Raw genomic sequence first — 22,790 nt, forward strand, 5'->3', positions numbered from 1 at the left:
TTCACCTGAAAAGCTTGTGTTGAATGGCGTATCCCAAGTGCCGGTAGGCCTCCTCGGAGGCCTTGCGGCCGGAGGAGGTGCGCATCACCAGGCCGATCTTGAGCAGAAAGGGTTCGACCACATCCACCAGGGTGTCCGTCTCTTCTTGCAGGGTCGCCGCAATGGCTTCGATGCCGACCGGCCCGCCGTGGTAGTAGTCGATGATGGTTTTCAGATAGCGCCGATCGAGGCCGGTCAGCCCCTTGCCGTCCACCCCTTCCAAGGTCAGGGCCGATTCCACCGTATCCCCGGAAATATGTCCGTCACCGCGCACCTGGGCATAGTCCCGGACCCGTTTGAGCAGGCGGTTGACGATTCTGGGCGTGCCGCGCGAGCGCAGGGCCAGGGATTTGGCGCCCGCCTCATCGATGGTCACATCCAGGATGGCGGCCGACCGCTCGATAATCCGCACCAGATCGGCGGTGTCGTAAAAATCGAGACTGCGCAACAGTCCGAAACGATCCCGCAGGGGGGCGGACAGCAGTCCGACCCGGGTGGTGGCGCCGACCAGGGTGAAACGATTGAGGCGGTAGCGGTGGCTTCTGGCATGAATGCCTTTGTCAAAAACGAAATCGACGGCGAAGTCTTCCATTGCCGGGTAGAGAAACTCCTCCACCGCTTTGGGTGTGCGGTGAATCTCGTCGATGAAGAGAATGTCCCCCTCTTCCAAGTGCGTGAGGATGCCGATCAGGTCGCCCCCCTTTTCCATGGCGGGGCCCGACGTCACGGTCAGCCGGCCACCCATCTCCCGGGCAATGATGTGGGCCAGGGTGGTCTTGCCCAATCCCGGCGGCCCGTGAAACAGCACGTGCTCCAAAGGCTCCTTGCGGAACAGGGCCGCCTCGATGGCGATCTTCAGCGTATCGACCACTTCCCGCTGGCCGACATAGTCCGTAAGACATTCCGGCCGCAGCGATTGAATGTCCGGATCGCCGTCGTCGGGCCGGCAAGCCGCGTCCAACAACCCCTGTCCGGTCACACCCCTGGTCAATCCATTCTCATCCATGGCGCTACTGGTCCTTCTCGCCGCGATACACCTCGTCGAAAAGCGCTTCCGGCGTCGATATGGATGGATCGCGCTTGAGCGCCGTTTCGATCATTCGTTTGGCATCGTTGGGCTTGTGCCCCAACTGGTTGATCAGCACGTCCAGCACCGGCGCCGTGAAATCTTCCATCTGGGCGCGCTCCGGGGTGTCTCCCTTGCGAATCAAGGTGAACTTGCCCACCTTGCCCTGCAGCGTGGCGATGATCTTCTGGGCGGTTCTGGGCCCGATGCCTCTCAATCGTTTGAGGCGCTCCAGATCGTTGGATTCGATGGCGTCGGCGATGTCGCGAATGGAGATGGTCAGCGCCTTGGCGGCCTTGAGCGGGCCGATGGCATCCACGGAGATGAAGTGCTGGAAGAACTCCTTCTCCGCCTCCAGGTTGAATCCAATCAACACCGGTTTGGGTTGTCGTTCCGTTTGGTGGTGATAGATGTACAGCGCCACCTCGTCGCCCACCTGCTTGCCTTGCAAGGTTTCATGGACAAAAGCGGGAATCGTCACTTCGTATCCCACCTGGTTGGCCAGCAGGAGAATGCGATCCTCCTCCTTCTTGAGCAGGCGGCCTTCAAGATATGCAATCATGGGGACCCTTTCCACGCCGTTCAGCAATGCAGATTTCGGGTGCCACCATAACGAAAGAGGCCGATAAGGGCAAGGCCCAAGGCATCCGAGGCGTGGTAAGGACGGATCGGGTCCGAACAACCCAACAGGTTGCGCACAGCCTTCTCCAGCTGTTCCTTGCCGGCATTGCCGTTGCCTGTCAGCACCTGCTTGGCCTCCCGCACGGCGACGGTATGCACCGTGGCCGCCACCTTGCGGCTGGCCAGCAGGATCACGCCGCACACCTGCCCGAGGGAAATGCCGGAGCGGGGATATTTTTCGAGGGAGAAGACATCCTCCAGCACCACCACGTCCGGTTTCTCCGAGACCAGGAGCTCGCATAGCCGGTCGAAGATCTGTTCGAGACGCAGTGCCAGGGAATCCTTGGAATTGGTGTGGACCACCCCGAAGGCAAAGCCGTGCACTTTGTGGCCTTGGCCGGTGACGATACCGATTCCGGTGTCGGCCAATCCGGGGTCGATTCCGAGAATTTTGATGCTCATAGCGGATCGGCCGCCGCACGCCGCTGTCGGCAATGCGCAGCCTGTGGTCGACCGCCGCGACCACCGTGTATTATCGCCATGGCCTTACAACTCTTTGAGCCGGGTCATGGCCACTTTTGCTTCGCTGCTTTGCGGGAAGCGTTCTTGCAGCGCTTGCCAAACAAGACGGGCGTTGGCTTCATCACCCAACTGCTGAAAGGCCATGCCCTGCTTGAGCATGGCGGCCGCCACCTTGTTGCCCGTGGGGTATTTTTCAATTACGGTCTGGTATTCCAGGATGGCCTTCTCGTACCATCTTTCCCGATAGTGGGTCTCACCGATCCAGAACTGCGCGTTGTTGGCCAAAGCGGAGTTTGGAAATCGCTTCAACAGTTGCGCAAACCCTTCGCGGGCGTCTTCAAGGCGGCCATTGTCGAAGGCTTGCATGGCCAGTGCGTAAAGGGCGGTGTCATTCTCCGCGTCGGCAAACCGTTGGGCTGGAGCCTCTCCGGCAGCAGGTGTTTCGGTGGTTCGGGCGGCGGCACGCAAACCGAGATAGGATTCGATGGCCGCAATGCGTTGTTCCAGCATATCGATCCGAGCCAATGATGCCGATGCATCGGTACGTCCCGCGCGCGGGGTATCATCGGTGCCGGTTGCGGCTTCACGGCGTTGCAGCTGATGAGCCATTTCATCCACCCGCCCGTTCAACAAACGCAAATCCTGCCGGATGCGATCCATTTCGGCCCCTGCACCGGCCACCCGGGTGCGCAAATCGGTCTCCAAGGCCTCCCGTGTCGTAACGGTCTCCCGAATTTCGTCCGCCAAGCGTTGTTGCAGCGATTCCTGGGTTTTCTGCAGTTCGCGCTCCCTGTATTCCAGGCTTCGCAAACGTTCGTCCAGAATCAATACATCCCTTTGGCTGGCGCACCCGGTCAAAGCCAATACAATAAGTATCCCGACAATCTTGCGAAACATGTTATCCATCACCTTGTTCGACCTCGTATGGGCTTGCGATGTTCAGTCCTCGCAGTTGCGGCACCCGTCGGACCAGCGGAAAAAAGCAGGCGACCCGACCCCGCAGGGGGTGCAAGGGTCGCCTGCGGATGACCGATGGCTGGACGATCCGTAGGGGTCGTGGCCTAGCGGATCACAAATTGGGCCCGTCGATTTTTGGCCCAGGCTTCCTCGTTGCTGCGCGGGTCAATGGGCCGCTCCTCGCCGTAGCTGATGGTGCCTATCCGGTTTTCGGCAATGCCTAGGTTGACCAGAAAGGCCTTGGCCGAATCGGCACGCCGTTCACCCAGCGCCATGTTGTAAGCCGCGGTGCCGCGTTCGTCGCAATGACCTTCGATAACCACCCGCAATGCGGAATTGGCCCGCAAATATTCCGCCTTGGCGCGCAGGACCTGCTGTGCCCGGGGGGTCAACGCCGAGCTGTCGAAATCAAAATGGACGTTCTCGTTGACGAAAGCCGCTTTGGCCGCTTGCGCCGCCGCCGCCTCGGCACGCAACCGCTCTTCTTCCAGACGGGCCCGCTCGGCCGCCTCGGCCGCTTGGCGCTCGGCGTCCGTGGGGGTCGTCACCGTCGGTGCCGGTGCCGGCGCTGGTTCCGCTTCAACCGCCTTTTTTGCACAGGAGACCGTCAGAAAAGTAACGGCCAAAACCATTGCCAGCGCCAAAGCCAACCAATTCTTGCTCTTCATTTTCTCCTCCTTTGTTAGGATGCTGCCGAAATACGATTATTGGGGAATGTTGGGTGACCAGTTGGGATGACTTTGTTCACCATCCATTACAAGTAAGCGCCTCTGATCCGTGCCGAAAGCGGTCATGACGTGAAGTTGCGACCGGCCTGTGCGGGTCGAACTGAAAACGATCAGGCTGCCGTCCGGAGACCATGAGGGTGCTTCGTTGTCGCCCTGGTTGTGGGTTAGTCGTATTGGATCGTTACCATCGATGTCGATGACATTAATGTTGAATCGTCCGTCATCCATGGACGAGTAAGCGATACGATCGCCTTTGGGGGACCAGCTTGGTTGCGTGTTGTAACGTCCCTGGTATGTCAGCCGATGCATCCGTTGGCTCTCGATTTCCAGAACGAAAATTTGGGGCGTTCCGGCCCGGTTGGATACAAAAGCCATCATCTTGCCATCGGGTGACCAGGTCGGTTCCACGTTAATTCCCGCATGGTTGGTCACTCTTTTAATCATTTTCCCGTCACCGGTCAATAGGTAAATTTCCTGATCGCCCGTAAAGGAAAGGGTTGCGGCCATTTCAAAACGATGGGGCACCCAAGACGGCTTGATCTGCACCCCTTTGTAGTTGAGGGTGGTCTCAGCGTCGTTTTGCAAATTGCGAATGACGATCCGGGAAGGGCCTTCCTTGAATGAGGTGTAGGCCAGGTAACGACCGTCCGATGACCAGTGTGGAAAGTTGGAGATGGAACTGTTGCGGGTGATTTGACGCACATTGGTGCCATCGAAATCGCAGGCGAAAATCTCCTTGTTGCCGGCGACGGTGGAAACGAATGCGATTCGGCTGTCGAACACCCCCGGATGACCGGTCAACACCTGGATCACTTCGGAACAGAAGCGCCGGACCATCTTTCGTTGATCGCCGATGACGCCCCGGTAGCGCTTGCCCACCATCATTTCCGCCTTGAAGGTGTCGAACAGCCGCAACTCCAACTCCAAGGTCTCGCCCAGCACCGACACCCCTCCGGTCACCAGCAGCTCCGCGCCCACGGTGGTCCAATTGCCGAAGTTGAGTTCCGTTCGAGTGATGCCGCCGCTGCGCGGATCGTACAAAAACCCGATACGGTCAAGGCTTTTGAAATAGCCGGTGAAATTCAACATTTCGACGACCTGGTCGGAAATGGGCGCGGCCAGTTCCTGTTCGTTCCCGTTGGGGGTCAACGCCTTGAATACCGGCACGGCAATGGGGATTTTGCGCAGAAACGGGTTGGTCAGGTCAATGTATTGGATGTCCGCCCTCACGATTCCCGGCCAGAGCAACAGACCGATCAGCGCGAGTAGCGGCAAGTATCTATTGTTCATAAACTGTCAGCGCTCCAATATGGTGTCGTAATGCAGTGTCATGGCAAATCCGGAAAACCGGCGTTTGTTATTGAATCCCTTTGGGCGTGAAACGCAACCCCATTTCGATATAGGGCCGCCGCAGTTCGTCGGGATGGGGCCGCACCGGACTGGATTTGACAATGGCGCGGTAGGCCGATTCGTCCAGGTAGGGATTCCCCGAACGGTCCGTGAAAAAGATGTCCTCGATGCGTCCGTCGGGCATGACCTTGAACACGATGCTGGCCACGCGATCCCCCCGGCCGCCCCCCATCTGGTCGGCGAAGGCCCAGTTCTTCTGGATGGCAAAAGCCACTTCGAGTCGATAGAGGTCGATGGCTTCGATCTCCTGGCGGCTGCCGATACCGAAGCCACCGCGCCCGTCGGCGGCCGTTCCTTCGCCGCCACCGGCCCCGCCGCCGGCGCCGGAGGATGGCCGACCCTCTTTTTCCACCTGCTCCCGCAGGCGCCGAATGGTTTCCTCGAGGGGATTGGTCTGAGGTTGCGGTTGCGGTTGCGGTTGCGCCGCCCTGGCAGTTGTTTGTCGGGGCTGGGGCGGCGGCGTCTCACGGGGTGTCTCCCGAGGCCGCATGGTCTGGTATTTCAGTGCGGTTTTGGCCTGGGGCGTGCGCGGCGCAAGGGACACTTCGGGCGTGACCTCTTCGCCGGGGGTGGATGCAGCGACTTCCGCAGAAGGTGCGGCCGTTTCGGAGGGCGGCGCCTCTTGGGTCGGCGCCGGTGCCGCCTCGGCCCCCTGTTCGGATGAGGCGGCGGAGGTGACTTCCGTGGACGCACCGCCACCCCCCAGGTCCACCATTTGAACCTGCATGACCGACGACATATCGAACCGACTGGAATCGGAACGCGGTGTGTAAACAAACAACCCGAACACCAACGCATGCCCCAACAGGCTGATCAGCAGGGCAATTGTCGCTTGTCGCCGCTCGCGGCCGGCGGCATATGGCAGTGCCTGGCGAAACATGAAAGTGAACCTAACGCCCGGCGGCGCGGCGCGGATCGTCTTCGACGGGCACGGTCACCATGCCCAGCTTTTCCACGCCGGCGGATTTGATTTCGGCCATCACTTTGGCAACGAATCCGTAGGGAACCGTTTTGTCCGCCCTGAAAATCACCTCGCGGTCCGGTCGATTCTCCAGTATATTGGCCAGCTTGTCCCGCAGGTAATCGGGTTCGACGGCAAAATCGTTGATGTGGATGATCTGCTCCGCGTTGATGGTCACCACCAGATGCTCCTTGGGCGATTCCATGGGCATGGCGGTCGCCTCGGGCAAATTGACGTCCACGCCCTGGGTCATCATGGGCGCGGTCACCATGAAAATGACCAGCAGCACCATCATCACATCCACGAAGGGAACGATATTGATATCGGACATCAAGCGATCCGTGTTGGTGTGCATCGCCATTGGTTCGGCTCTCCTTTTTCTGTTCTCGGCAATCCAGCGGCAACCCGGCGACTTTCACCGTGGCCGGGCAGCGCTGTCAGCGAAACCGCCGTGCCGCCGTCAAGGCGCTTCCGTCAGCAGATCACGCTCGATGATGCCGACGAAATCGGACGAGAAACTGACCAGTTCAGACTCTATAATTCTAATTTTATTCATAAAGTGATTGAACGCAATGACCGCCGGGATGGCCGCTGCCAAACCGGCCGCCGTTGCCACCAAGGCTTCGGAAATGCCCGGCGCCACTGCCGCCAAGCTGGCCGAACCGCGCAATCCGATCATATGAAAGGAGTTCATGATGCCCCAGACCGTTCCGAAAAGGCCGATGAAGGGAGTAGTGTTGCCGGTGGTGGCCAGGAACGGCACCATCTGGGACAAACGGATGGTTTCGGAACTGATCGCCCGCCGCATCGCCCGGTCCACGCCATCGGCCGCCCGGGAAACCCGCTGCCCCTCAGTGTCCCTGCTTTTGTGGGCCTCGCCGGCGGAGGGCCCGCCGCCGCTTTGACTCAACTTCTTGAGCTCCACGTATCCAACCCGAAAAATACGTGCCACGGGGCAGCCGGCCAGCTGCTTGGCCTTGGCGTAGACGCCGGCCAGATCCCGGCTTTTCCAAAAATAGTCGGTGAACACTGCCGATTCGCGCAGCGCCCTGTTCAAGGTACGCCATTTGATGAAAATAATGGTCCACGAGGCAACCGAAAAGAAGAGCAGCAGGAACAGTACCAACTGCACCATCAAACCGGCGCTGCCGATCATTTGGATAATATCGATGTCCGATTGGGTCATGAGCTGTATCTCCTACAATTGATCATCTTTATACGCCATGCACGCCACTGCTCGCAATTTGACGCCTGTTGACTTGTCCGGAAGAATCGGCCGGTTGGGCGGGTGGCGGGTTTATGCGGAATTGAAGCCTTTTGCCGGTCAAGGGCCGGCGTTGATCCATGGTATGGGCAATCCTTCTTGCGCACGCAAAACGGTCCGTCAGTTTCACTCAACGGCATCAACCTATCCAACCCGGCCGAAAGTGTCAAGACAATGCAGTGGGGACCGATAATTGAGGATCGGGTCTTATTGGGCACGGCGTGCCGTGCCCCTACGGGTTGGTTGCGTGAAAGAACCCATCTGCTCGAACAACCCCCAACCATCTATAATCGACAGAATTCATTCAACTTAAAACTTTTCACGGAAAAATTGAAACTGAAAACGCTTAACACTCCCCCCTATCTTACGCTATTAGTCGCGATACGCTGATTTTCAGCATCGTCGCCAATAAATTCCGAGGAGCTGCCATGCAACCTGTTGCCGATTTGATCTTTGAGGCCCTGTTTCTCAAACATGTACCCCGCAGCGGGTACGCATTTCTCGGTACGGGACGCGAATCGGTGGCCGAGCACGTGTATGCCGCCACTTTCATCGCCTTCGTCCTTTCGCGACTCGAACCGACCGCCGACACCCAGCGACTGGTCACCATGTGCATAGTTCACGACCTGCCCGAGGCGCGCATCGGGGATCTCAACTATGTGCAGAAACGGTATGTGCGCCCCGATACCGCACAAGCCGTCACGGATGCCTTGCAACGGGTCGATTGGGGCCCGGACATTGCCGCTTTGATCGAAGAGTTCGAAGCGGGGACCACGCTTGAAGCCAAACTGGCGCGGGATGCGGACCAGCTTTCGCTCGTGGTGGACCTCAAGGCACTGAAGGACCTGGGATATGCGACCCCCGATGAATGGCTGCCCCATGTTCGCGACCGCCTGCAAACCCGGACCGCCAAGGATCTGGCCGATGCACTGATGGCCACCCCACGAAATGAATGGTGGTTCAGACTTTTTTGTTGACAGTAACACTGTTCTTCCATAGGTGAATTTTCTTGGGCCGACCATCTTCCGACGCAACCGCGAGGCCCAAGGGCAGACGCCGTCACCTTCCCGCCCGTTGCGCCACGACGACACGCTCGGACGACTCGTCGGCCTGCTGAAATCCCATTACTTGTTACATGGCGGAGGCGATTCCCATGAATTGGTTGGCAGACACCCTCACCTCGTCCATCGGCAAAAAATGGCTGATGGCGCTCACCGGACTTTCTTTCTGCGTTTTTCTATTCACGCATTTGGCAGGTAATCTGACCCTCTACGGCGGCAGAGCGGCGTTCAACGCCTACGCCGAGCAACTGCACAGCCTGGGGGCATTGCTGTTGGTGGCCGAACTCGGGCTGCTGCTCTTCGCCTTGATCCACGTCGTCACCGGCCTCACCCTCTTTTTGCAAAACCTGAAGGCCCGGCCCGTCCGCTACCAGGTCAACAAAAGCGGCGGCGGGCGCACCATCGGTTCGGCCACCATGCCCTACACCGGTTTGCTGTTGTTGCTGTTCGTGGTGTTCCATTTGATCAATTTCAGTTTCGTGGACAAAACCGGCACCACCATTTACGATATCGTGACACAGGCATTCGCCGATCCGCTCTATGTACTTCTTTACGTCGCGGCCATGATCGTTGCCGCCATTCATGTCAGTCACGGCTTGTGGAGCGCCTTTCAGACCATCGGCGCCAACCACCTCAAATACATGCCGGCGATCCGAATCTTGAGCATTCTCTTCGCACTGGTGGTTGCCTGCGGATTCGGATTTCTGCCCATATATCTTCTGATCAGCGCATAACGCACGGAAAGGAAACAGGATGTTGCTCGACGGCAAAGTGCCCGCAGGGCCATTGAACGAAAAATGGGATCGGCACCGGTTTGAGCTCAAACTGGTCAATCCCGCCAATAAACGCAAATTCGACATCATCGTGGTGGGCACCGGCCTGGCAGGCGGATCGGCCGCGGCCACCCTGGCCGAACTGGGATACAACGTCAAGGCCTTCTGCTTCCAGGACAGTCCCCGACGGGCCCACAGCATCGCCGCCCAGGGCGGCATCAATGCCGCTAAAAACTATCCCAACGACGGCGACAGCATCCGCCGCCTGTTCTACGACACCGTCAAGGGTGGCGATTTCCGGGCGCGGGAAGCCAACGTTTACCGCCTGGCCCAGGTCAGCAACCTGATCATCGACCACTGCGTGGCCCAGGGCATCCCCTTCGCCCGCGAGTACGGCGGCCTGTTGGCCAACCGCTCCTTCGGCGGCGCGCAGGTGTCGCGCACCTTCTATGCCCGCGGCCAAACGGGGCAGCAGTTGCTGCTGGGGGCCTACGGCAGCCTGATGCGGCAAGTGGCGGCCGGCAAGGTGCAAATGTTGCCCCGGCGGGAGATGCTCGACCTTGTGCTGGTCAACGGCCATGCCAAGGGCATCGTGGTCCGCAACCTGATCAGCGGCGCATTGGAACGGCATGCCGCCGATGCCGTGGTGTTGGCCACCGGCGGCTACGGCAATGTCTTTTTCCTCTCCACCAACGCCATGGGATCCAATGTGACGGCCGCCTACCGCGCCTACCGCAAGGGGGCCCTGTTCGCCAACCCCTGTTTTACCCAGATCCATCCCACTTGCATCCCGGTACACGGCACCTATCAATCCAAACTCACCTTGATGAGCGAAAGCCTGCGCAACGACGGCCGGGTGTGGGTGCCCAAAACGCCCGGAGACAAACGCAAACCCGACCAAATACCGGAAAGTGAGCGGGACTACTACCTGGAACGCAAATACCCCAGTTTCGGCAACCTGGTGCCGCGGGACGTGGCCTCGCGCAATGCCAAGGCGCAGTGCGACAAGGGCAAGGGGGTGGGCGAAACCGGGTTGGCGGTCTATCTCGATTTCGCCGACGCCATCGCCCGCGACGGCCGGGATGTAATCGCGCGCAAATACGGCAACCTCTTCCAGATGTACGAAAAGATCACCGGCGACGACCCCTACAAAACCCCCATGATGATCTACCCGGCGGTGCACTACACCATGGGCGGCCTTTGGGTGGATTACAACCTGATGAGCAACATCCCCGGCCTGTTCGTCATCGGCGAAGCCAACTTCTCGGACCACGGCGCCAATCGCCTGGGGGCCAGCGCCCTGATGCAAGGGCTGGCCGACGGCTATTTCGTGCTGCCTTACACCATCGGCGGCTATCTCACCGGCACCGCCAAAACGGACATCAACACCGCCCATCCGGCCTTCGAGGAAGCCGAACGGGACGTGCGGGCCACGGTGGACAAGATGTTGGCCATCGGCGGCAAGCGAACCGTGGACGATTTCCACCGCCAACTGGGGTTGATCATGTGGGAGTATTGCGGCATGTCCCGCAACAATGAGGGCCTGGAAACCGCCCGGGGCCGGATTCAGGAATTGCGGTCGCGGTTCTGGCAAGAGGTCACCGTACCCGGCAGCGCCGGGGACTTCAACCAGAGCCTGGAAAAGGCGGGCCGGGTGGCCGATTTCCTGGAATTCGCCGAGCTGATGATCATCGACGCCCTGGCGCGCCAGGAATCTTGCGGCGGCCACTTCAACGAGGCCTATCAGACGCCGGACAACGAAGCTCTGCGCAATGACGATGAATTCTGTCATGTCGCCGCATGGGAATATCGCGGCACGGATGCGGCACCGGCGTTCCACAAGGAATCGCTGACCTTTGAAAATGTGCAACTTACCCAAAGGAGCTACAAGTGAGCACGCAGCACCTGAACCTCACATTGAAAGTCTGGCGCCAGAAGGGTCCTGCGGACAAGGGCCGTTTCGACACCCTTCAGGTCCGTGATATTTCACCGGACATGTCTTTTCTGGAAATGCTCGATGTGGTCAACGAACAGCTGACGCTGGAAGGCAAGGCGCCCATCGCCTTCGATCACGATTGCCGCGAAGGCATCTGCGGTATGTGCGGCGCGGTGGTCAACGGCCGACCCCACGGGGCGCTGAAGGGCACCACTTTGTGCCAACTGCACATGCGCCATTTCGAAAACGGCGATGTCATCGCCATCGAACCCTTCCGGGCCATGGCCTTCAAAGTGATCAAGGACCTGGCGGTGGATCGCAGCGCCTTCGATCAGATCATCCAGGCCGGCGGCTACATTTCGGTCAATGCCGGCGGCGCTGCCGACGCCAACGCCATCCCCGTGCCCCAGGACCGGGCGGAGTTGGCCATGGACGCCGCCCAGTGCATCGGCTGCGGCGCCTGCGTGGCGGCCTGCCCCAACGCGTCGGCCATGCTCTTTGTCAGCGCCAAGCTGTCCCAGATGGCACTGCTGCCCCAAGGGCGACCCGAGGCGGCCCGGCGCGCCATCGCCATGGTGCGTGCCATGGATCGCATGGGGTTCGGCAATTGCAGCAATGAGACCGAATGCGAGGCCGAATGCCCCAAGGAGATCAATATCACCAACATCGCCCGCCTCAACCGGGAATATTTCAAGGCCGGTTTCGGTTCGGCGGTCAAATAGCGTCCCTTCCTGGCCGGAATGACTCCGGCGAACGACACTGCCTGCAATTGTAAAAATATGGGGGGTGAGAGTTACCCCCCTTTTTTTTCCAGCTGTCCCGCCACGGCGCTGGTGGCCTGGGCCACTTTATCCGGGTCTCCCAAATAATAACGCCGTATGGGTTTTAAATCCGCCGCCAGTTCATACACCTGGGGAATGCCGGTGGGGATGTTCATGGCCAGGATCTCCTCGGGCGACATCCCGTCCAGATACATCACCAAGGCCCGCAAGCTGTTGCCGTGGGCGGTGATCAAAACCCGACGGCCGGCCAGCACGTCCGGTGCGATGGTTTCCCGCCAATAGGGCATGAACCGCTCCACCGTGTCCTTGAGGCATTCGGTCAACGGCAACCGATCCGCGGATAAATCGGCATAACGGGGATCGTTTCCGGGGAAACGCGGATCATCGGCCGTCAGCGCCGGGGGCGTCACATCGTAACTGCGGCGCCAGAGCTGCACCTGCTCCATGCCGTGCCTGGCCACGGTCTCGGCCTTGTTCAGGCCCTGCAGGGCGCCGTAGTGGCGTTCGTTCAAACGCCAACTGCGAAATACGGGCACCCACATGCGGTCCATCTCTTCCATCACGATCCAGAGGGTTTTGATGGCCCTTTTGAGCACGGATGTATAGGCCACGTCGAAGACCATGCCGGCCCGCCGCATTTCACGCCCCGCTTCGGCCGCTTCGCCCGTACCCCGTTCGGTCAGCCCGACATCGGTCCAACCGGTGAATCGGTTCTCCCGGTTCCATTCGCTTTCGCCGTGGCGCAGCAGAACCAGCTGAAACATGGCGCACTCCTTTCATGGGCCGCGTCAATCGGCCGAATGTTGGACAGCGCCGACCTTGGCCGCCATCTCTTTCAACTGAACGATATGGTTGCGCTCTTCCTGGATAATGCCTTCCAGTTGGGTCATGACCTGTTGGTCGTCCAAAAAGTCGTGCAGCATTTCATAAAAAAGAACGGTGTCGTTTTCGAATTCGATGGACTGAGCCAGCACTTCGGCCAGATCGGACGCGTCGGCCAATCTTTGCGGATCCAGGGAGAAGGTTTGTTGCGCCATGATGTTTTGCAGCAGTTCGCGCCCCATTGCGGCCAAGCGGGACTTGGGAACGTCGGCCCTACAGGCGGGGTCCAGGTGTTCGAACCAATGGGCATGATCCCGCTCCTGGTCGGCCATGGCGGCCAACAGACGCGCTACTTCGGGATCGGTCGCCTCGCGGCTGGCGCGTCGATAAGCGGCTTCGCCGTTGCGCTCGATCTGAATGGCGATATCGCAGATATCTTCCTTGGTGAACATGGTTGCCGATTCCTCCATAGGATTTTGTCGTCCCTTTTTCCTATAACACCGGATTCACGACAGGTTCAATGTGTAAACATTTATTTCCACTGATACGTCGGATAGTATGAAAACGGCAGGCCGGGGTGGACTTTCGACCCGGCATCCATAATTTGTTATAATCGTGTTGGTCAAAATTGCAACGAGCGGCACACCACACAGGGGAGGCCGAACATGCGACCCTTCAAAATCATTTCGGGAACATTATGCCTATGGGGCGCTCTGGTGCTTGGCGCCGCGGCGCAAACCACATTGTCCACGGCCGACAACGATGCATTGTATTACACCCCGCCGCGGCTGAGCTTGCTCGAAGGGGCCGTCTCCTATTGGCGCCCGGGCGCCGAAGATTGGGTGGCAGCCCAAATCAACACGCCCTTGGCACCCGGTGACCAGCTTTACGTTGGCAATGAAGGACAAATGGAGCTGCAAATCGGTACCGAAGCGTATTTACGTGCCGCCGGCGACACCCAGATCGGTCTCGAGCAACAAACACCGGCGTTGCAGCACTTCAAGGTGACCTCGGGAGAAGCGGCCCTGGATCTGCGCCGTCTTGAACCCGGTGAGCAAGTGGCGCTGGACACACCCCGGGCCGCGCTGACCATCGATCAACCGGGTTACTACCGCTTGACTGTCGGTGCGGATCAAACCACGATAGTGGTCCGCAACGGCGGCAGGGCCCATGCCGTTTTGGCCAACGGGGATACCGTCCCCGTCACCGCCGACGAGGCGGCCACCTTTGCCGGCCCGTCGTCCACAGCCGTCACCGCACGCGCGGCACCGCCGCTCGATGCCTGGGACGAGTGGAACCACAATCGAACCGACGATCACCTTCAAGCCGAGAGCACGCAACACCTCCCGCCGGGCACCTACGGTGCCGCCGAACTGGACCGCCATGGCACGTGGCGCTCCGTACCCGTCTACGGTACCGTTTGGGTGCCGCGCGCGGTGCCCGCCGATTGGGCCCCTTACAGCAGCGGCACATGGGTACGCGATCCTTATTACGGCTGGACCTGGGTCGACAGCGCCCCTTGGGGATGGGCGCCCTTCCACTACGGTCGCTGGGTTTACGTGCACAATACCTGGAGCTGGGCGCCGGGCCCCCGCGTCCGCCGTGCGATCTACGCCCCTGCCATGGTGGCCTTTTACGGGCAACCGGGGGTGAGTGTCAGTGTTTCCGTCGGGGGCCCCATGGTCGGTTGGGTTGCCCTGGGCTGGGGCGAGCCACTGGTGCCGTGGTGGGGACGTCCCGGCTTTATTCACCGACCCTGGTGGGGTGGGTGGGGCGGTCCACGGGTGATCAATAATGTGACCATACAGCACACCACCATCATCAATGCGCGCCACATCACCACCTATCGCAACAGCCGAGTGCGAAACGCCGTGGTGACGGTCAACCCACGGCACTTTTCCGGCAGACCCATTGTCCGGACACAGCTTTCAGAGGCGGATACCCGCCGACTGCGCCCCACCCATGCGGCGCCCTCGCTCTCCACGCGGCCGTCCCACTTCGTTCCCACCACAACGAGGGGCATTCGACCGCCCGAGGAGCGATTGCAACGGACTGTGGTGCGCTCGCGTCCACTGCCGGGCAGCGGCCCGGCCGTCACCGGTCGTGCACCAGACCAACGGAGGATGGACCGGCCCACCGCCCCCCGTACCATCGAACGCGCCACGCCGCGGCGGCCGGATGCCACAATGCCTGAGCGGCGCGTGACGACGGACCGGACCCGCAGCGGCAGCCGTATCACGGCACCGAATCCGTCGTCGCCGACACCGCCGCGCAGCCCGGCGGAATCCGGCGTCCGAACGGCGCCGAGACCCGGCAGCCGTTTCGGTGCCGACGGCCCATCGCCCGGTCTGCGGCCTTCGTCTCCCGAAATGCCCCGCAACCCGGCGGATATGCGTCAACGCCGAACGACTTCGTCTCCCCGCGCTCCCGCAACACCCCGGTCGAGCGGAGAGGGATTTCGCGCTCCCGGTGAAGCCGGCGTCACGCCGCCTGCGGGCATCCGCAACGCTCCGCAGAACGAGGGGCGGCCCAGCCGACCCTCCATGGCGCCATCACGCATGGCGCCCACGCAGCCGCCCGCGGACCGCTCCATTACAACCGGCGAGCGGATGGCGCCCCGTTCCGGTGGCACGGTACGGTCGCAGGATAGGTCGGGCGCACGAGACACGGCACCGTTTTCCGGGCGCCGATCCCGATAGCCAATGGTCGCGGGGCCGCAGCCCTGCTCCGCTTTGTTTTATTGGGAATCTTAAAGGAGTGGTGCCAAAAGCCTGGCGATGCGCACAGCCAAGCGCACCGGAAACGCGCGTTCCGCCAGCTCCTGCGCTGACGATAGGCGCGAATCGGCAAAATCGTCCAGAAACATCGCCTCCACCTCTTTGGCGAAAGCGGCATCGCGCACCAGCAGTGTCAATTCGAAATTGAGGCGGAAAGAGCGGTTGTCGAAGTTGGCCGTGCCGACGGCACTCACATCCTCGTCCACCAGCATGGCCTTGTGGTGTAGAAAGCCGTTGCCATGGCGGAATATTTGCACACCCACCATTTCCAATGGCGCCACGAAGGACCATCCCGCCAATCGCACCAGCATGTGATCGCAATCCTCGGGCACCAGGATGCGCACATCCACGCCCCGCATGGCCGCCAGTTGCAATGCGCTGACGATCTGTTGGTCGGGCACGAAGTAGGGGCTGGCGATCCAGAGCCGACGCTCGGCCCGTTGAATGGCGTTCATGAAGAACAAGGCGCAGGTGTCGTAGCGATCGGCCGGACCGGTGGGCAGGCTCAGCACGGCACTGGAATCGCCGGAGGGCGCGGTTTGCACCGTCCAGTCCAGATCCAACAGCTGGCCGCTTGCCCAGAACCAGTCCTCCAAAAAGGGCACCTGGACCATCTGCACCGCCGGTCCCGTCACCTTGACCATGGCGTCCAGCCACGGGGTCAGACGCGGGTGGCGCCCCATGTATTCATCGCCCACGTTGGCGCCGCCGACCCAGGCATGCCGACCATCGGCCACCACGATCTTGCGATGATTGCGAAAATTGATCTGGAAGCGATTGGCGCGCCCCTGGGTGCTGTTGAAGGCGTGGACCACCACCCCCGAGCGGCGCAAATCTTCCAGGTAGCGACGGGGTAGTTGGTAACAGCCGATTTCGTCATACAGAAAGTGCACCTTGACCCCACGCGCGGCGGCGGCCGTGAGACGCTTGTGAAACTCCCGACCCAGGGCATCGTCGCGCACGATATAGAATTGGGCCAGCAGATAGTGCTCCGCCGCGTCGATCCCTTCAAAAATCGATGCAAAGATGGCCTCGCCGTTGCGCAATAAAGCAACCGCATTGCCCATGGTGGCCGGCAATTTGGCCAGGCTCTCCATCAAGGGCATGGCCAGCGGTTCGGGCACCACCAGCTGAGCCGCCCGCAGCTGATCGACCAGATCGCGCACCAATGGATCGGTCTCTTCGATCTTGTCTTGCCGTTTCTTGACGTAACCGTTGAACTTGGAACGGCCGAAGGTGAGGTAAAGGGGCACGGCGACATAGGGGATGGTGTTGAGGGAAACCGCCCAGGCCACGGCGCCCTGGGGGGTGCGAGTCTCCAGGACGGCGTGGACCGACGCCAGGCCGCCGGAGATGTGCGCCACGATCACCAGCAAGGCCACAAACCGTTTGCGACGCGGCCGCACATAGGCGGCACACCGATCAAGCGGCGAGGTCCCCCGCGGTTTATTGTCTTTTCGGAAACGTGACAAGAGCTTGCGCATTCGGCACCTGGACCTCGTGTTCGGAGTGGTGCGATACCGGGGTGGTTGAAATTACCGGGCCTTCCGCCAACGCCGCACCACCGCCTTTTCCAACTCCACGATAAAGAAAACCGCCACTCCCGCACCCAATATCAATAGCCAATCCACCGGTCGGATGGCTTCGGTGCCGAACCAAAGTTGAAAAGGCGGTAGATAGGTGAACATCAGTTGGAAAAGGGTCAACAGACCGACCGCCATTAAAGCCGCCCGGTTGCTCAACAAACCCTTGAGGGACAGGGAGGATTGCATGATGAAACGACTGTTGAACAGGTAAAAGAGCTGACCGGCCACCAACACGTTGACGGCCATGGTGCGGGCCGACAGCAACGAAACGCCGTTGTCCAGCTCATAGAAGAAAAGACCGATGGCAAAACAGGCCACCAACACCGAAACGAAGCCGATGCGCCAGAGCAGATAGCCCGACACGATGGGTTCGTTGGGATCCCGCGGGGGCCGCCGCATGATACCCGGTTCCGAAGGCTCGAACGCCAGGGCCAGCGCCAGGGTGACCGCCGTGATCATGTTGACCCACAGGATTTGCACCGGCGTGATGGGCAACTGGTTGAAAGCGAACAACACCGTGGCCAATACGATCAGTGCCTCGGCACCATTGGTCGGCAGAATGAAAAGAATGGTCTTCTTCAGGTTGTCGTAGATGGTGCGGCCCTCTTCCACCGCATGTTTGATGGTCGCGAAGTTGTCGTCGGCCAAGACCATGGCGGCGGCCTCCTTGGAGGCCTCGGACCCCTTGATCCCCATGGCCACACCCACGTCGGCCCGCTTGAGGGCCGGTGCGTCGTTGACACCGTCACCGGTCATGGACACCACTTCACCATGGGATTGCAAGGCCTCCACCAGGCGCAGCTTGTGCTCCGGGCTGGAGCGGGCAAAGACATCATGATCCAGTACCGCTTGGCGCAATTGTTCGTCGTCCATCTCCTCGAGCTGTCGCCCGGTAAGTGCCTTCTCCCCGTCGCCGATGCCCATCCGGGCACCGATGGAGCGCGCCGTCACGGCATGATCGCCGGTGATCATCTTGACCCGAATGCCGGCTTGGCGGCACTCTTCGATGGCCTGGATCGCCTCGGGCCGCGGCGGGTCGATCATCCCCACGCAACCCATCAGGCTCATGCCGTCTTGCACATCTTCGAAGGAGATGGTGTCGTGGTCCGTTTCCTTGCAGGCCACCGCCAGCACGCGATACCCTTTTTCGGCCAGGACATCGGTACGCTCTTCCCAAAAGGCTGTATCCAAGGAACCCGCATCACCTTCCAATCCTTGTCGCTCACACAAGGGCAGCACCGCTTCGGGTGCCCCTTTTAGATAAATCAGGCGGCCACCTTCGGGGTTGTCGTGGAGGGTGGCCATAAAACGGTGATCCGATTCGAAGGGGATGACATCGACACGGCGCCGCTCGCGCTGCAGTTGGTCGCGATCCAAGCCCGCCTTCATCCCCAGAGCCACCATGGCCCCCTCGGTGGGATCGCCGTCGACGATGTACCCTTTCTCCGGATCCTGTCGTACCTCGGCGTCATTGCACAGCACGCCGGCGAGAATCAAAGTGTGCAAGTTCCGCTGCGCCGCGGGGTCGACCGGTTGCCCATCCTGCTCGAAATCGCCTTCGGGGTCATAGCCGGTACCGGAGACCGCCACATTGCCGTCGGGCAACACCACCTCCGTGACGGTCATTTCGTTGCGGGTCAGGGTGCCGGTCTTATCGGAGCAGATCACCGTCACCGACCCCAAGGTTTCCACCGCCGGCAACCGCCGGATGATGGCGTTGCGCTGCGCCATGCGTTGAACACCCAGGGCCAGGGTGATGGTCATGATGGCCGGCAATCCCTCGGGGATTGCCGCGACCGCCAGGCTGACCACGATGAGGAACATCTCCACCACCGAAAAACCACGCAGCCCCAAACCGAAAAAAAAGACCACCAGCGCCACGCCCAGAATCACGGCCGACAGCAATTTGCCGAAACGGTTGACGGCCCGCAGCAACGGCGTGGTCAACTTCTCGACCCGCGCGACCATCTCGCCGATGCGCCCGATTTCGGTGTGGCGTCCGGTGGCCGTCACCACGCCGGTCAACCGGCCGCTGGTCACCACCGTGCCGGAATAGGCCATGCAGCTGCGATCCCCCAGTTCGGCCGTGGGTGCCACCGGATCGGTCTGCTTTTCGACCGGTAGGGACTCACCGGTCAGGGCCGCCTCCTCGACGCGCAAATTGCGTGCCTCGATGATGCGCACATCCGCCGGCACCCGATCCCCCGACTCCAGATAAACCACATCGCCCGGCACGATCTGATCCGCTTCCACGGTCACCCGGCGGCCGTCCCGCGCCACCAGGGCATTGAGGGACAACATCTTGCGAATCGACTCCAGGGCCGCTTCGGCCTTGCCTTCCTGGACGAATCCGATGACGGCGTTGATCAGCACCACCGCCAGAATCACGCCCGTATCGATCCATTCACCCAGAAAGGCGGTGATTACGGCCGCCGCCATCAGAACGTAAATCAGAACATCGTTGAACTGGCGCACAAAGCGGCGCAACAGCCCCTCGGGCGCCTCTTGGGGCAATTGGTTGGGGCCGTGTTCGGCCAGCCGTTGCCGGGCCGCCTCACTGGTCAAACCCGCCTCGGAAACCTCAAATGCTTGTAAAATTTCTCCCACCGGTTTGCTATGCCATGCCCCTTCGGGCACACTCACATCCGATCTCGATTGAGGTTCCATCGCCACCTTCGTCCCTCCAATACGCCGGCACCGCTCTTGCTCCGCTTGTTGGACTATGACGGCGCTCTATTTGTCATTGCCAGTAGCCGGACAATACATCAGGTCAAAACGACAGGCAAGGACGAGAAATCCAGTCGCAGTGCATGGAGCAGCTGCGCCGGTTGCCAGGGAAGGGAACGATGGCGGGTCGCCCGAAGCGGCATGCAATGCATTGGACGCGGGTGGCACTGGCAACGGGTTGCCAGTGTTGCGCAGCAACAAGAGGTCATGCGCATCACTGCCGCCACCGGTAAGGTGGATAGCGTTCACGCCACATACACAAACAATCCTGATCAAAATCCTTTCCACTTGATTTCTACATGCGATTGCCCTGGATGGAAACGCGGCGCACGGAATGTTAAGGGCACACGAAAAACGGCTTGCCACAGCTTGCTCATTGACAATTCAATCAAGTACCAATAGATTTTTAATTAAGACCCGGTGCTCTTCCGGAATGCACATGAAACCGCGGCCCTTTCAACCGCCGGCGCGAGCTGCATTGGATAGAGCGTGGCCACTTCAGCAAGCCGCCAAATGCCGTTTCCGGTCCGGGCACCCATTGCTTCGATGCGCTCTGCCGCCGCGCTTGCGCTCATCTCTCTCTGTTGTGTTCAGCGGATCTGCCCATCGCAACCCCTAACGCGGTTTCACGCAGGAGGAACCGTCCGTGAAAATCTTCCCGGGCACGCCTTATCCCCTTGGTGCCGTCTACGACGGATACGGCACCAATTTCTCCCTATTTTCGGAAATCGCCGAACAGGTGGAGCTGTGCCTGCTGGACGAAGACGGCGGCGAAACCTGTTTGGCCATGCCCGAAGTGACCGGGTATTGCTGGCATGCCTACCTGCCGACGGTGGGCCCGGGCCAGCGCTACGGATACCGCGTGCATGGTCCGTGGGATCCGGCCAACGGCCATCGGTGCAACCCGGCCAAGCTGTTGATCGACCCCTACACCAAGGCCCTCGAAGGTCAGGTGCGCTGGGACGAAGCGGTCTTTCCCTACCGCTTCGCCGAGGGCCCCGATGTGCGCAACGACACCGACAATGCGCCGTTCATGCCCCGTTGCGTGGTACACCAGCCCCACTTCGACTGGAACGGTGATCGTCGCCTGCAAATTCCCTGGCACGAGACGATCATCTATGAAACCCATGTCAAAGGATTCACCGCCCGCCACCCGGACATTCCCGCAGAGATCCGCGGCACCTATGCCGGCCTGGCGCACCATGTGGCCGTCGATTACCTCAAACACTTGGGCATCACCGCGGTGGAACTGCTGCCGGTACACCAGTTCATCCACGATCAGCATCTGGTGGCCAAGGGGCTGCGCAACTACTGGGGTTACAACTCCATCGGCTACTTCGCCCCCCATAACGAATATGCCAGCGACAAACGACCGGCGGCGGCGGTGGCCGAATTCAAGCAGATGGTCAAAACCTTGCACGAAGCCGGTATCGAAGTGATCCTGGACGTGGTTTACAACCACACCGGTGAAGGCAACCATTTGGGCCCCACGTTGTGCTTCAAGGGCATCGACAACGCCTATTACTATCGTCTGACCGAAGATGCGCGCTACTACATGGATTACACCGGTTGCGGCAACAGCTTGAACATGCGCCACCCCCACGTGTTGCAGCTACTCATGGATTCGCTGCGTTACTGGGTGCTGGAGATGCACGTGGACGGCTTTCGTTTCGATCTGGCATCCACCCTGGCCCGCGAGCTGCACGATGTGGATCGCCTGTCGGCCTTTTTCGACCTGATTCAGCAGGATCCGGTGATCAGCCAGGTCAAATTGATCGCCGAACCGTGGGATGTGGGCGAAGGGGGTTACCAGGTGGGCAAGTTCCCACCCCTCTGGACCGAGTGGAACGGCAAGTACCGCGATTGCGTGCGTGATTTCTGGCGTGGCCACGAACAGACCCTGGGAGAGTTCGCCTCCCGCTTCACCGGCAGTTCCGACCTCTACGAAACCACCTCCCGCCTACCCTATGCCAGCATCAATTTCATCACCGCCCATGACGGCTTCACCATGCGCGACCTGGTCTCCTACAACGAAAAACACAACCTCGCCAACGGCGAGGAGGGAAGGGACGGCGAAGATCACAACCGTTCCTGGAACTGCGGTGCCGAGGGCCCCACGGACGATCCCGGCATTCTCGCCCTGCGCGGCCGCCAGCAGCGCAATTTGCTCGCAACGCTGCTGCTTTCCCAAGGGGTGCCCATGATATCGGGGGGCGATGAAATCGGCCGTACCCAACAGGGCAACAACAACGCCTATTGCCAGGACAATGAAATCTCCTGGTACGACTGGGACAACATCGACGAACCGCTGCTGCTCTTTTGCCGGCAGTTGATCCACCTGCGCGCCGAGCATCCGGTGCTGCGCCGGCGCGGCTGGTTTTTGGGCAAACGGATCCACGGCAGCGAAGTAAAAGACATCGCCTGGTTCTCTTCCGACGGCACGCAAATGGCCGAGGAGGATTGGGGTACGGGGTTGGTCAGCACGCTGGGTGTTTTCTTGAATGGCGAAACCATCCCCAACCCCCACCCGCGCCGGGATCCGGTGACCGACGACAGTTTCGTCATCCTGTTCAATGCGCACCATGAATCCCTCGTTTTCACATTGCCGGACGCGGCATGGGGCGCCTGTTGGTCGGTGGTGATGGACACCGGCAAAGTAGGATTACCGAACACCGACCGAAGGCATCCATCCGGCGGCGTCGTGGAACTGGCCGCCCGCTCCGTGGTGGTGCTGCAACGCTGCAACACATAACGACAG

At 60.5% G+C, this 22,790-nt stretch carries 19 protein-coding genes; 6 read left to right on the top strand and 13 right to left on the bottom strand.

What is annotated here, in order from left to right; genetic code table 11:
• Nucleotide 1: 1 nt before the first annotated feature.
• The 9 genes from ruvB to tolQ all read right to left on the bottom strand — a co-directional run bounded on the left by ruvB (nt 2) and on the right by tolQ (nt 7,490).
• Nucleotides 2–1,045, bottom strand: coding sequence for a Holliday junction branch migration DNA helicase RuvB (gene ruvB / locus MRX98_RS08095; RefSeq protein ID WP_246905169.1), 1,044 nt, complete (start codon nt 1,043–1,045; stop codon nt 2–4).
• Between the two features lie 4 nt (nt 1,046–1,049).
• Nucleotides 1,050–1,667, bottom strand: a complete 618-nt coding sequence (gene ruvA / locus MRX98_RS08100) for a Holliday junction branch migration protein RuvA (RefSeq protein WP_246905197.1) — start codon at nt 1,665–1,667, stop codon at nt 1,050–1,052.
• A 20-nt stretch (nt 1,668–1,687) separates the two neighbouring features.
• A complete protein-coding gene (locus tag MRX98_RS08105; protein WP_246905200.1) occupies nt 1,688–2,188 on the bottom strand; it encodes a crossover junction endodeoxyribonuclease RuvC in 501 nt (166 codons plus the stop codon).
• Nucleotides 2,189–2,272: 84 nt separating this feature from the next.
• Nucleotides 2,273–3,145 carry a tol-pal system protein YbgF gene (ybgF, locus tag MRX98_RS08110; RefSeq protein WP_246905203.1) on the bottom strand — a complete coding sequence of 291 codons (873 nt, stop codon included), beginning with the start codon at nt 3,143–3,145 and terminating at the stop codon, nt 2,273–2,275.
• 164 nt (nt 3,146–3,309) lie between these two features.
• A complete protein-coding gene (gene pal, locus MRX98_RS08115) occupies nt 3,310–3,873 on the bottom strand; it encodes a peptidoglycan-associated lipoprotein Pal (protein WP_246905205.1) in 564 nt (187 codons plus the stop codon).
• A 36-nt stretch (nt 3,874–3,909) separates the two neighbouring features.
• The gene (tolB, locus tag MRX98_RS08120; RefSeq protein ID WP_246905208.1) at nt 3,910–5,223 is read right to left on the bottom strand and encodes a Tol-Pal system beta propeller repeat protein TolB; all 1,314 of its coding nucleotides are present in this window, start codon (nt 5,221–5,223) and stop codon (nt 3,910–3,912) included.
• A gap of 67 nt (nt 5,224–5,290) precedes the next feature.
• Nucleotides 5,291–6,223, bottom strand: coding sequence for an energy transducer TonB (locus tag MRX98_RS08125; protein ID WP_246905211.1), 933 nt, complete (start codon nt 6,221–6,223; stop codon nt 5,291–5,293).
• Nucleotides 6,224–6,233: 10 nt separating this feature from the next.
• On the bottom strand, nt 6,234–6,665 hold the full coding sequence (gene tolR, locus MRX98_RS08130; RefSeq protein ID WP_246905214.1) for a protein TolR: 432 nt from the start codon (nt 6,663–6,665) through the stop codon (nt 6,234–6,236).
• 99 nt (nt 6,666–6,764) lie between these two features.
• A complete protein-coding gene (tolQ, locus tag MRX98_RS08135; protein ID WP_246905217.1) occupies nt 6,765–7,490 on the bottom strand; it encodes a protein TolQ in 726 nt (241 codons plus the stop codon).
• A gap of 506 nt (nt 7,491–7,996) precedes the next feature.
• On the opposite strand from tolQ, the gene MRX98_RS08140 reads away from it, so the two are divergent.
• The 4 genes from MRX98_RS08140 (at nt 7,997) to MRX98_RS08155 (ending at nt 12,060) form a co-directional block, all read left to right on the top strand.
• Complete coding sequence (locus tag MRX98_RS08140; RefSeq protein ID WP_246905219.1) at nt 7,997–8,545, top strand: HD domain-containing protein; 549 nt, start codon at nt 7,997–7,999, stop codon at nt 8,543–8,545.
• Between the two features lie 176 nt (nt 8,546–8,721).
• Nucleotides 8,722–9,363, top strand: a complete 642-nt coding sequence (locus MRX98_RS08145; protein ID WP_246905221.1) for a succinate dehydrogenase cytochrome b subunit — start codon at nt 8,722–8,724, stop codon at nt 9,361–9,363.
• A 19-nt stretch (nt 9,364–9,382) separates the two neighbouring features.
• Nucleotides 9,383–11,296 (top strand): fumarate reductase/succinate dehydrogenase flavoprotein subunit, encoded by a 1,914-nt coding sequence (locus MRX98_RS08150; protein WP_246905223.1) that lies wholly within the window; start codon nt 9,383–9,385, stop codon nt 11,294–11,296.
• On the top strand, nt 11,293–12,060 hold the full coding sequence (locus MRX98_RS08155) for a succinate dehydrogenase/fumarate reductase iron-sulfur subunit (protein ID WP_246905225.1): 768 nt from the start codon (nt 11,293–11,295) through the stop codon (nt 12,058–12,060). The genes MRX98_RS08150 and MRX98_RS08155 overlap by 4 nt, the downstream gene beginning before the upstream one ends.
• Nucleotides 12,061–12,131: 71 nt before the next feature.
• On the opposite strand, the gene gpmA is transcribed toward MRX98_RS08155, so the two are convergent.
• Nucleotides 12,132–12,884 carry a 2,3-diphosphoglycerate-dependent phosphoglycerate mutase gene (gene gpmA / locus MRX98_RS08160; protein WP_246905228.1) on the bottom strand — a complete coding sequence of 251 codons (753 nt, stop codon included), beginning with the start codon at nt 12,882–12,884 and terminating at the stop codon, nt 12,132–12,134.
• A gap of 24 nt (nt 12,885–12,908) precedes the next feature.
• Nucleotides 12,909–13,394, bottom strand: coding sequence for a ferritin-like domain-containing protein (locus MRX98_RS08165; protein ID WP_246905231.1), 486 nt, complete (start codon nt 13,392–13,394; stop codon nt 12,909–12,911).
• 213 nt (nt 13,395–13,607) lie between these two features.
• Between MRX98_RS08165 and MRX98_RS08170 the strand changes: the two genes are divergently transcribed.
• Nucleotides 13,608–15,641, top strand: a complete 2,034-nt coding sequence (locus MRX98_RS08170) for a DUF6600 domain-containing protein (RefSeq protein WP_246905234.1) — start codon at nt 13,608–13,610, stop codon at nt 15,639–15,641.
• Nucleotides 15,642–15,691: 50 nt separating this feature from the next.
• On the opposite strand, the gene cls is transcribed toward MRX98_RS08170, so the two are convergent.
• Entirely contained in the window at nt 15,692–17,203 is a 1,512-nt protein-coding gene (cls, locus tag MRX98_RS08175; protein WP_246905237.1) for a cardiolipin synthase, read from the bottom strand.
• A 51-nt stretch (nt 17,204–17,254) separates the two neighbouring features.
• Nucleotides 17,255–19,972 (bottom strand): cation-translocating P-type ATPase, encoded by a 2,718-nt coding sequence (locus MRX98_RS08180; RefSeq protein ID WP_246905241.1) that lies wholly within the window; start codon nt 19,970–19,972, stop codon nt 17,255–17,257.
• A 706-nt stretch (nt 19,973–20,678) separates the two neighbouring features.
• On the opposite strand from MRX98_RS08180, the gene glgX reads away from it, so the two are divergent.
• Complete coding sequence (gene glgX / locus MRX98_RS08185) at nt 20,679–22,784, top strand: glycogen debranching protein GlgX (protein WP_246905242.1); 2,106 nt, start codon at nt 20,679–20,681, stop codon at nt 22,782–22,784.
• Nucleotides 22,785–22,790 lie beyond the last annotated feature (6 nt).

It is taken from the genome of Desulfatitalea alkaliphila (genome assembly GCF_022968795.1).
Taxonomy (GTDB): domain Bacteria; phylum Desulfobacterota; class Desulfobacteria; order Desulfobacterales; family Desulfosarcinaceae; genus Desulfatitalea; species Desulfatitalea alkaliphila.

Coding starts and splice junctions, on each gene's coding strand:
- ybgF (WP_246905203.1), bottom strand. CDS start 3,145: ATGTTTCGCAAGATTGTCGGGATACTTATTGTATTGGCTTTGACCGGG.
- MRX98_RS08125 (WP_246905211.1), bottom strand. CDS start 6,223: ATGTTTCGCCAGGCACTGCCATATGCCGCCGGCCGCGAGCGGCGACAA.
- MRX98_RS08140 (WP_246905219.1), top strand. CDS start 7,997: ATGCAACCTGTTGCCGATTTGATCTTTGAGGCCCTGTTTCTCAAACAT.
- gpmA (WP_246905228.1), bottom strand. CDS start 12,884: ATGTTTCAGCTGGTTCTGCTGCGCCACGGCGAAAGCGAATGGAACCGG.
- MRX98_RS08105 (WP_246905200.1), bottom strand. CDS start 2,188: ATGAGCATCAAAATTCTCGGAATCGACCCCGGATTGGCCGACACCGGA.
- pal (WP_246905205.1), bottom strand. CDS start 3,873: ATGAAGAGCAAGAATTGGTTGGCTTTGGCGCTGGCAATGGTTTTGGCC.
- MRX98_RS08145 (WP_246905221.1), top strand. CDS start 8,722: ATGAATTGGTTGGCAGACACCCTCACCTCGTCCATCGGCAAAAAATGG.
- MRX98_RS08180 (WP_246905241.1), bottom strand. CDS start 19,972: ATGGAACCTCAATCGAGATCGGATGTGAGTGTGCCCGAAGGGGCATGG.
- MRX98_RS08165 (WP_246905231.1), bottom strand. CDS start 13,394: ATGTTCACCAAGGAAGATATCTGCGATATCGCCATTCAGATCGAGCGC.
- ruvB (WP_246905169.1), bottom strand. CDS start 1,045: ATGGATGAGAATGGATTGACCAGGGGTGTGACCGGACAGGGGTTGTTG.
- tolB (WP_246905208.1), bottom strand. CDS start 5,223: ATGAACAATAGATACTTGCCGCTACTCGCGCTGATCGGTCTGTTGCTC.
- tolQ (WP_246905217.1), bottom strand. CDS start 7,490: ATGACCCAATCGGACATCGATATTATCCAAATGATCGGCAGCGCCGGT.
- cls (WP_246905237.1), bottom strand. CDS start 17,203: ATGCGCAAGCTCTTGTCACGTTTCCGAAAAGACAATAAACCGCGGGGG.
- ruvA (WP_246905197.1), bottom strand. CDS start 1,667: ATGATTGCATATCTTGAAGGCCGCCTGCTCAAGAAGGAGGAGGATCGC.
- tolR (WP_246905214.1), bottom strand. CDS start 6,665: ATGGCGATGCACACCAACACGGATCGCTTGATGTCCGATATCAATATC.
- MRX98_RS08170 (WP_246905234.1), top strand. CDS start 13,608: ATGCGACCCTTCAAAATCATTTCGGGAACATTATGCCTATGGGGCGCT.
- MRX98_RS08150 (WP_246905223.1), top strand. CDS start 9,383: ATGTTGCTCGACGGCAAAGTGCCCGCAGGGCCATTGAACGAAAAATGG.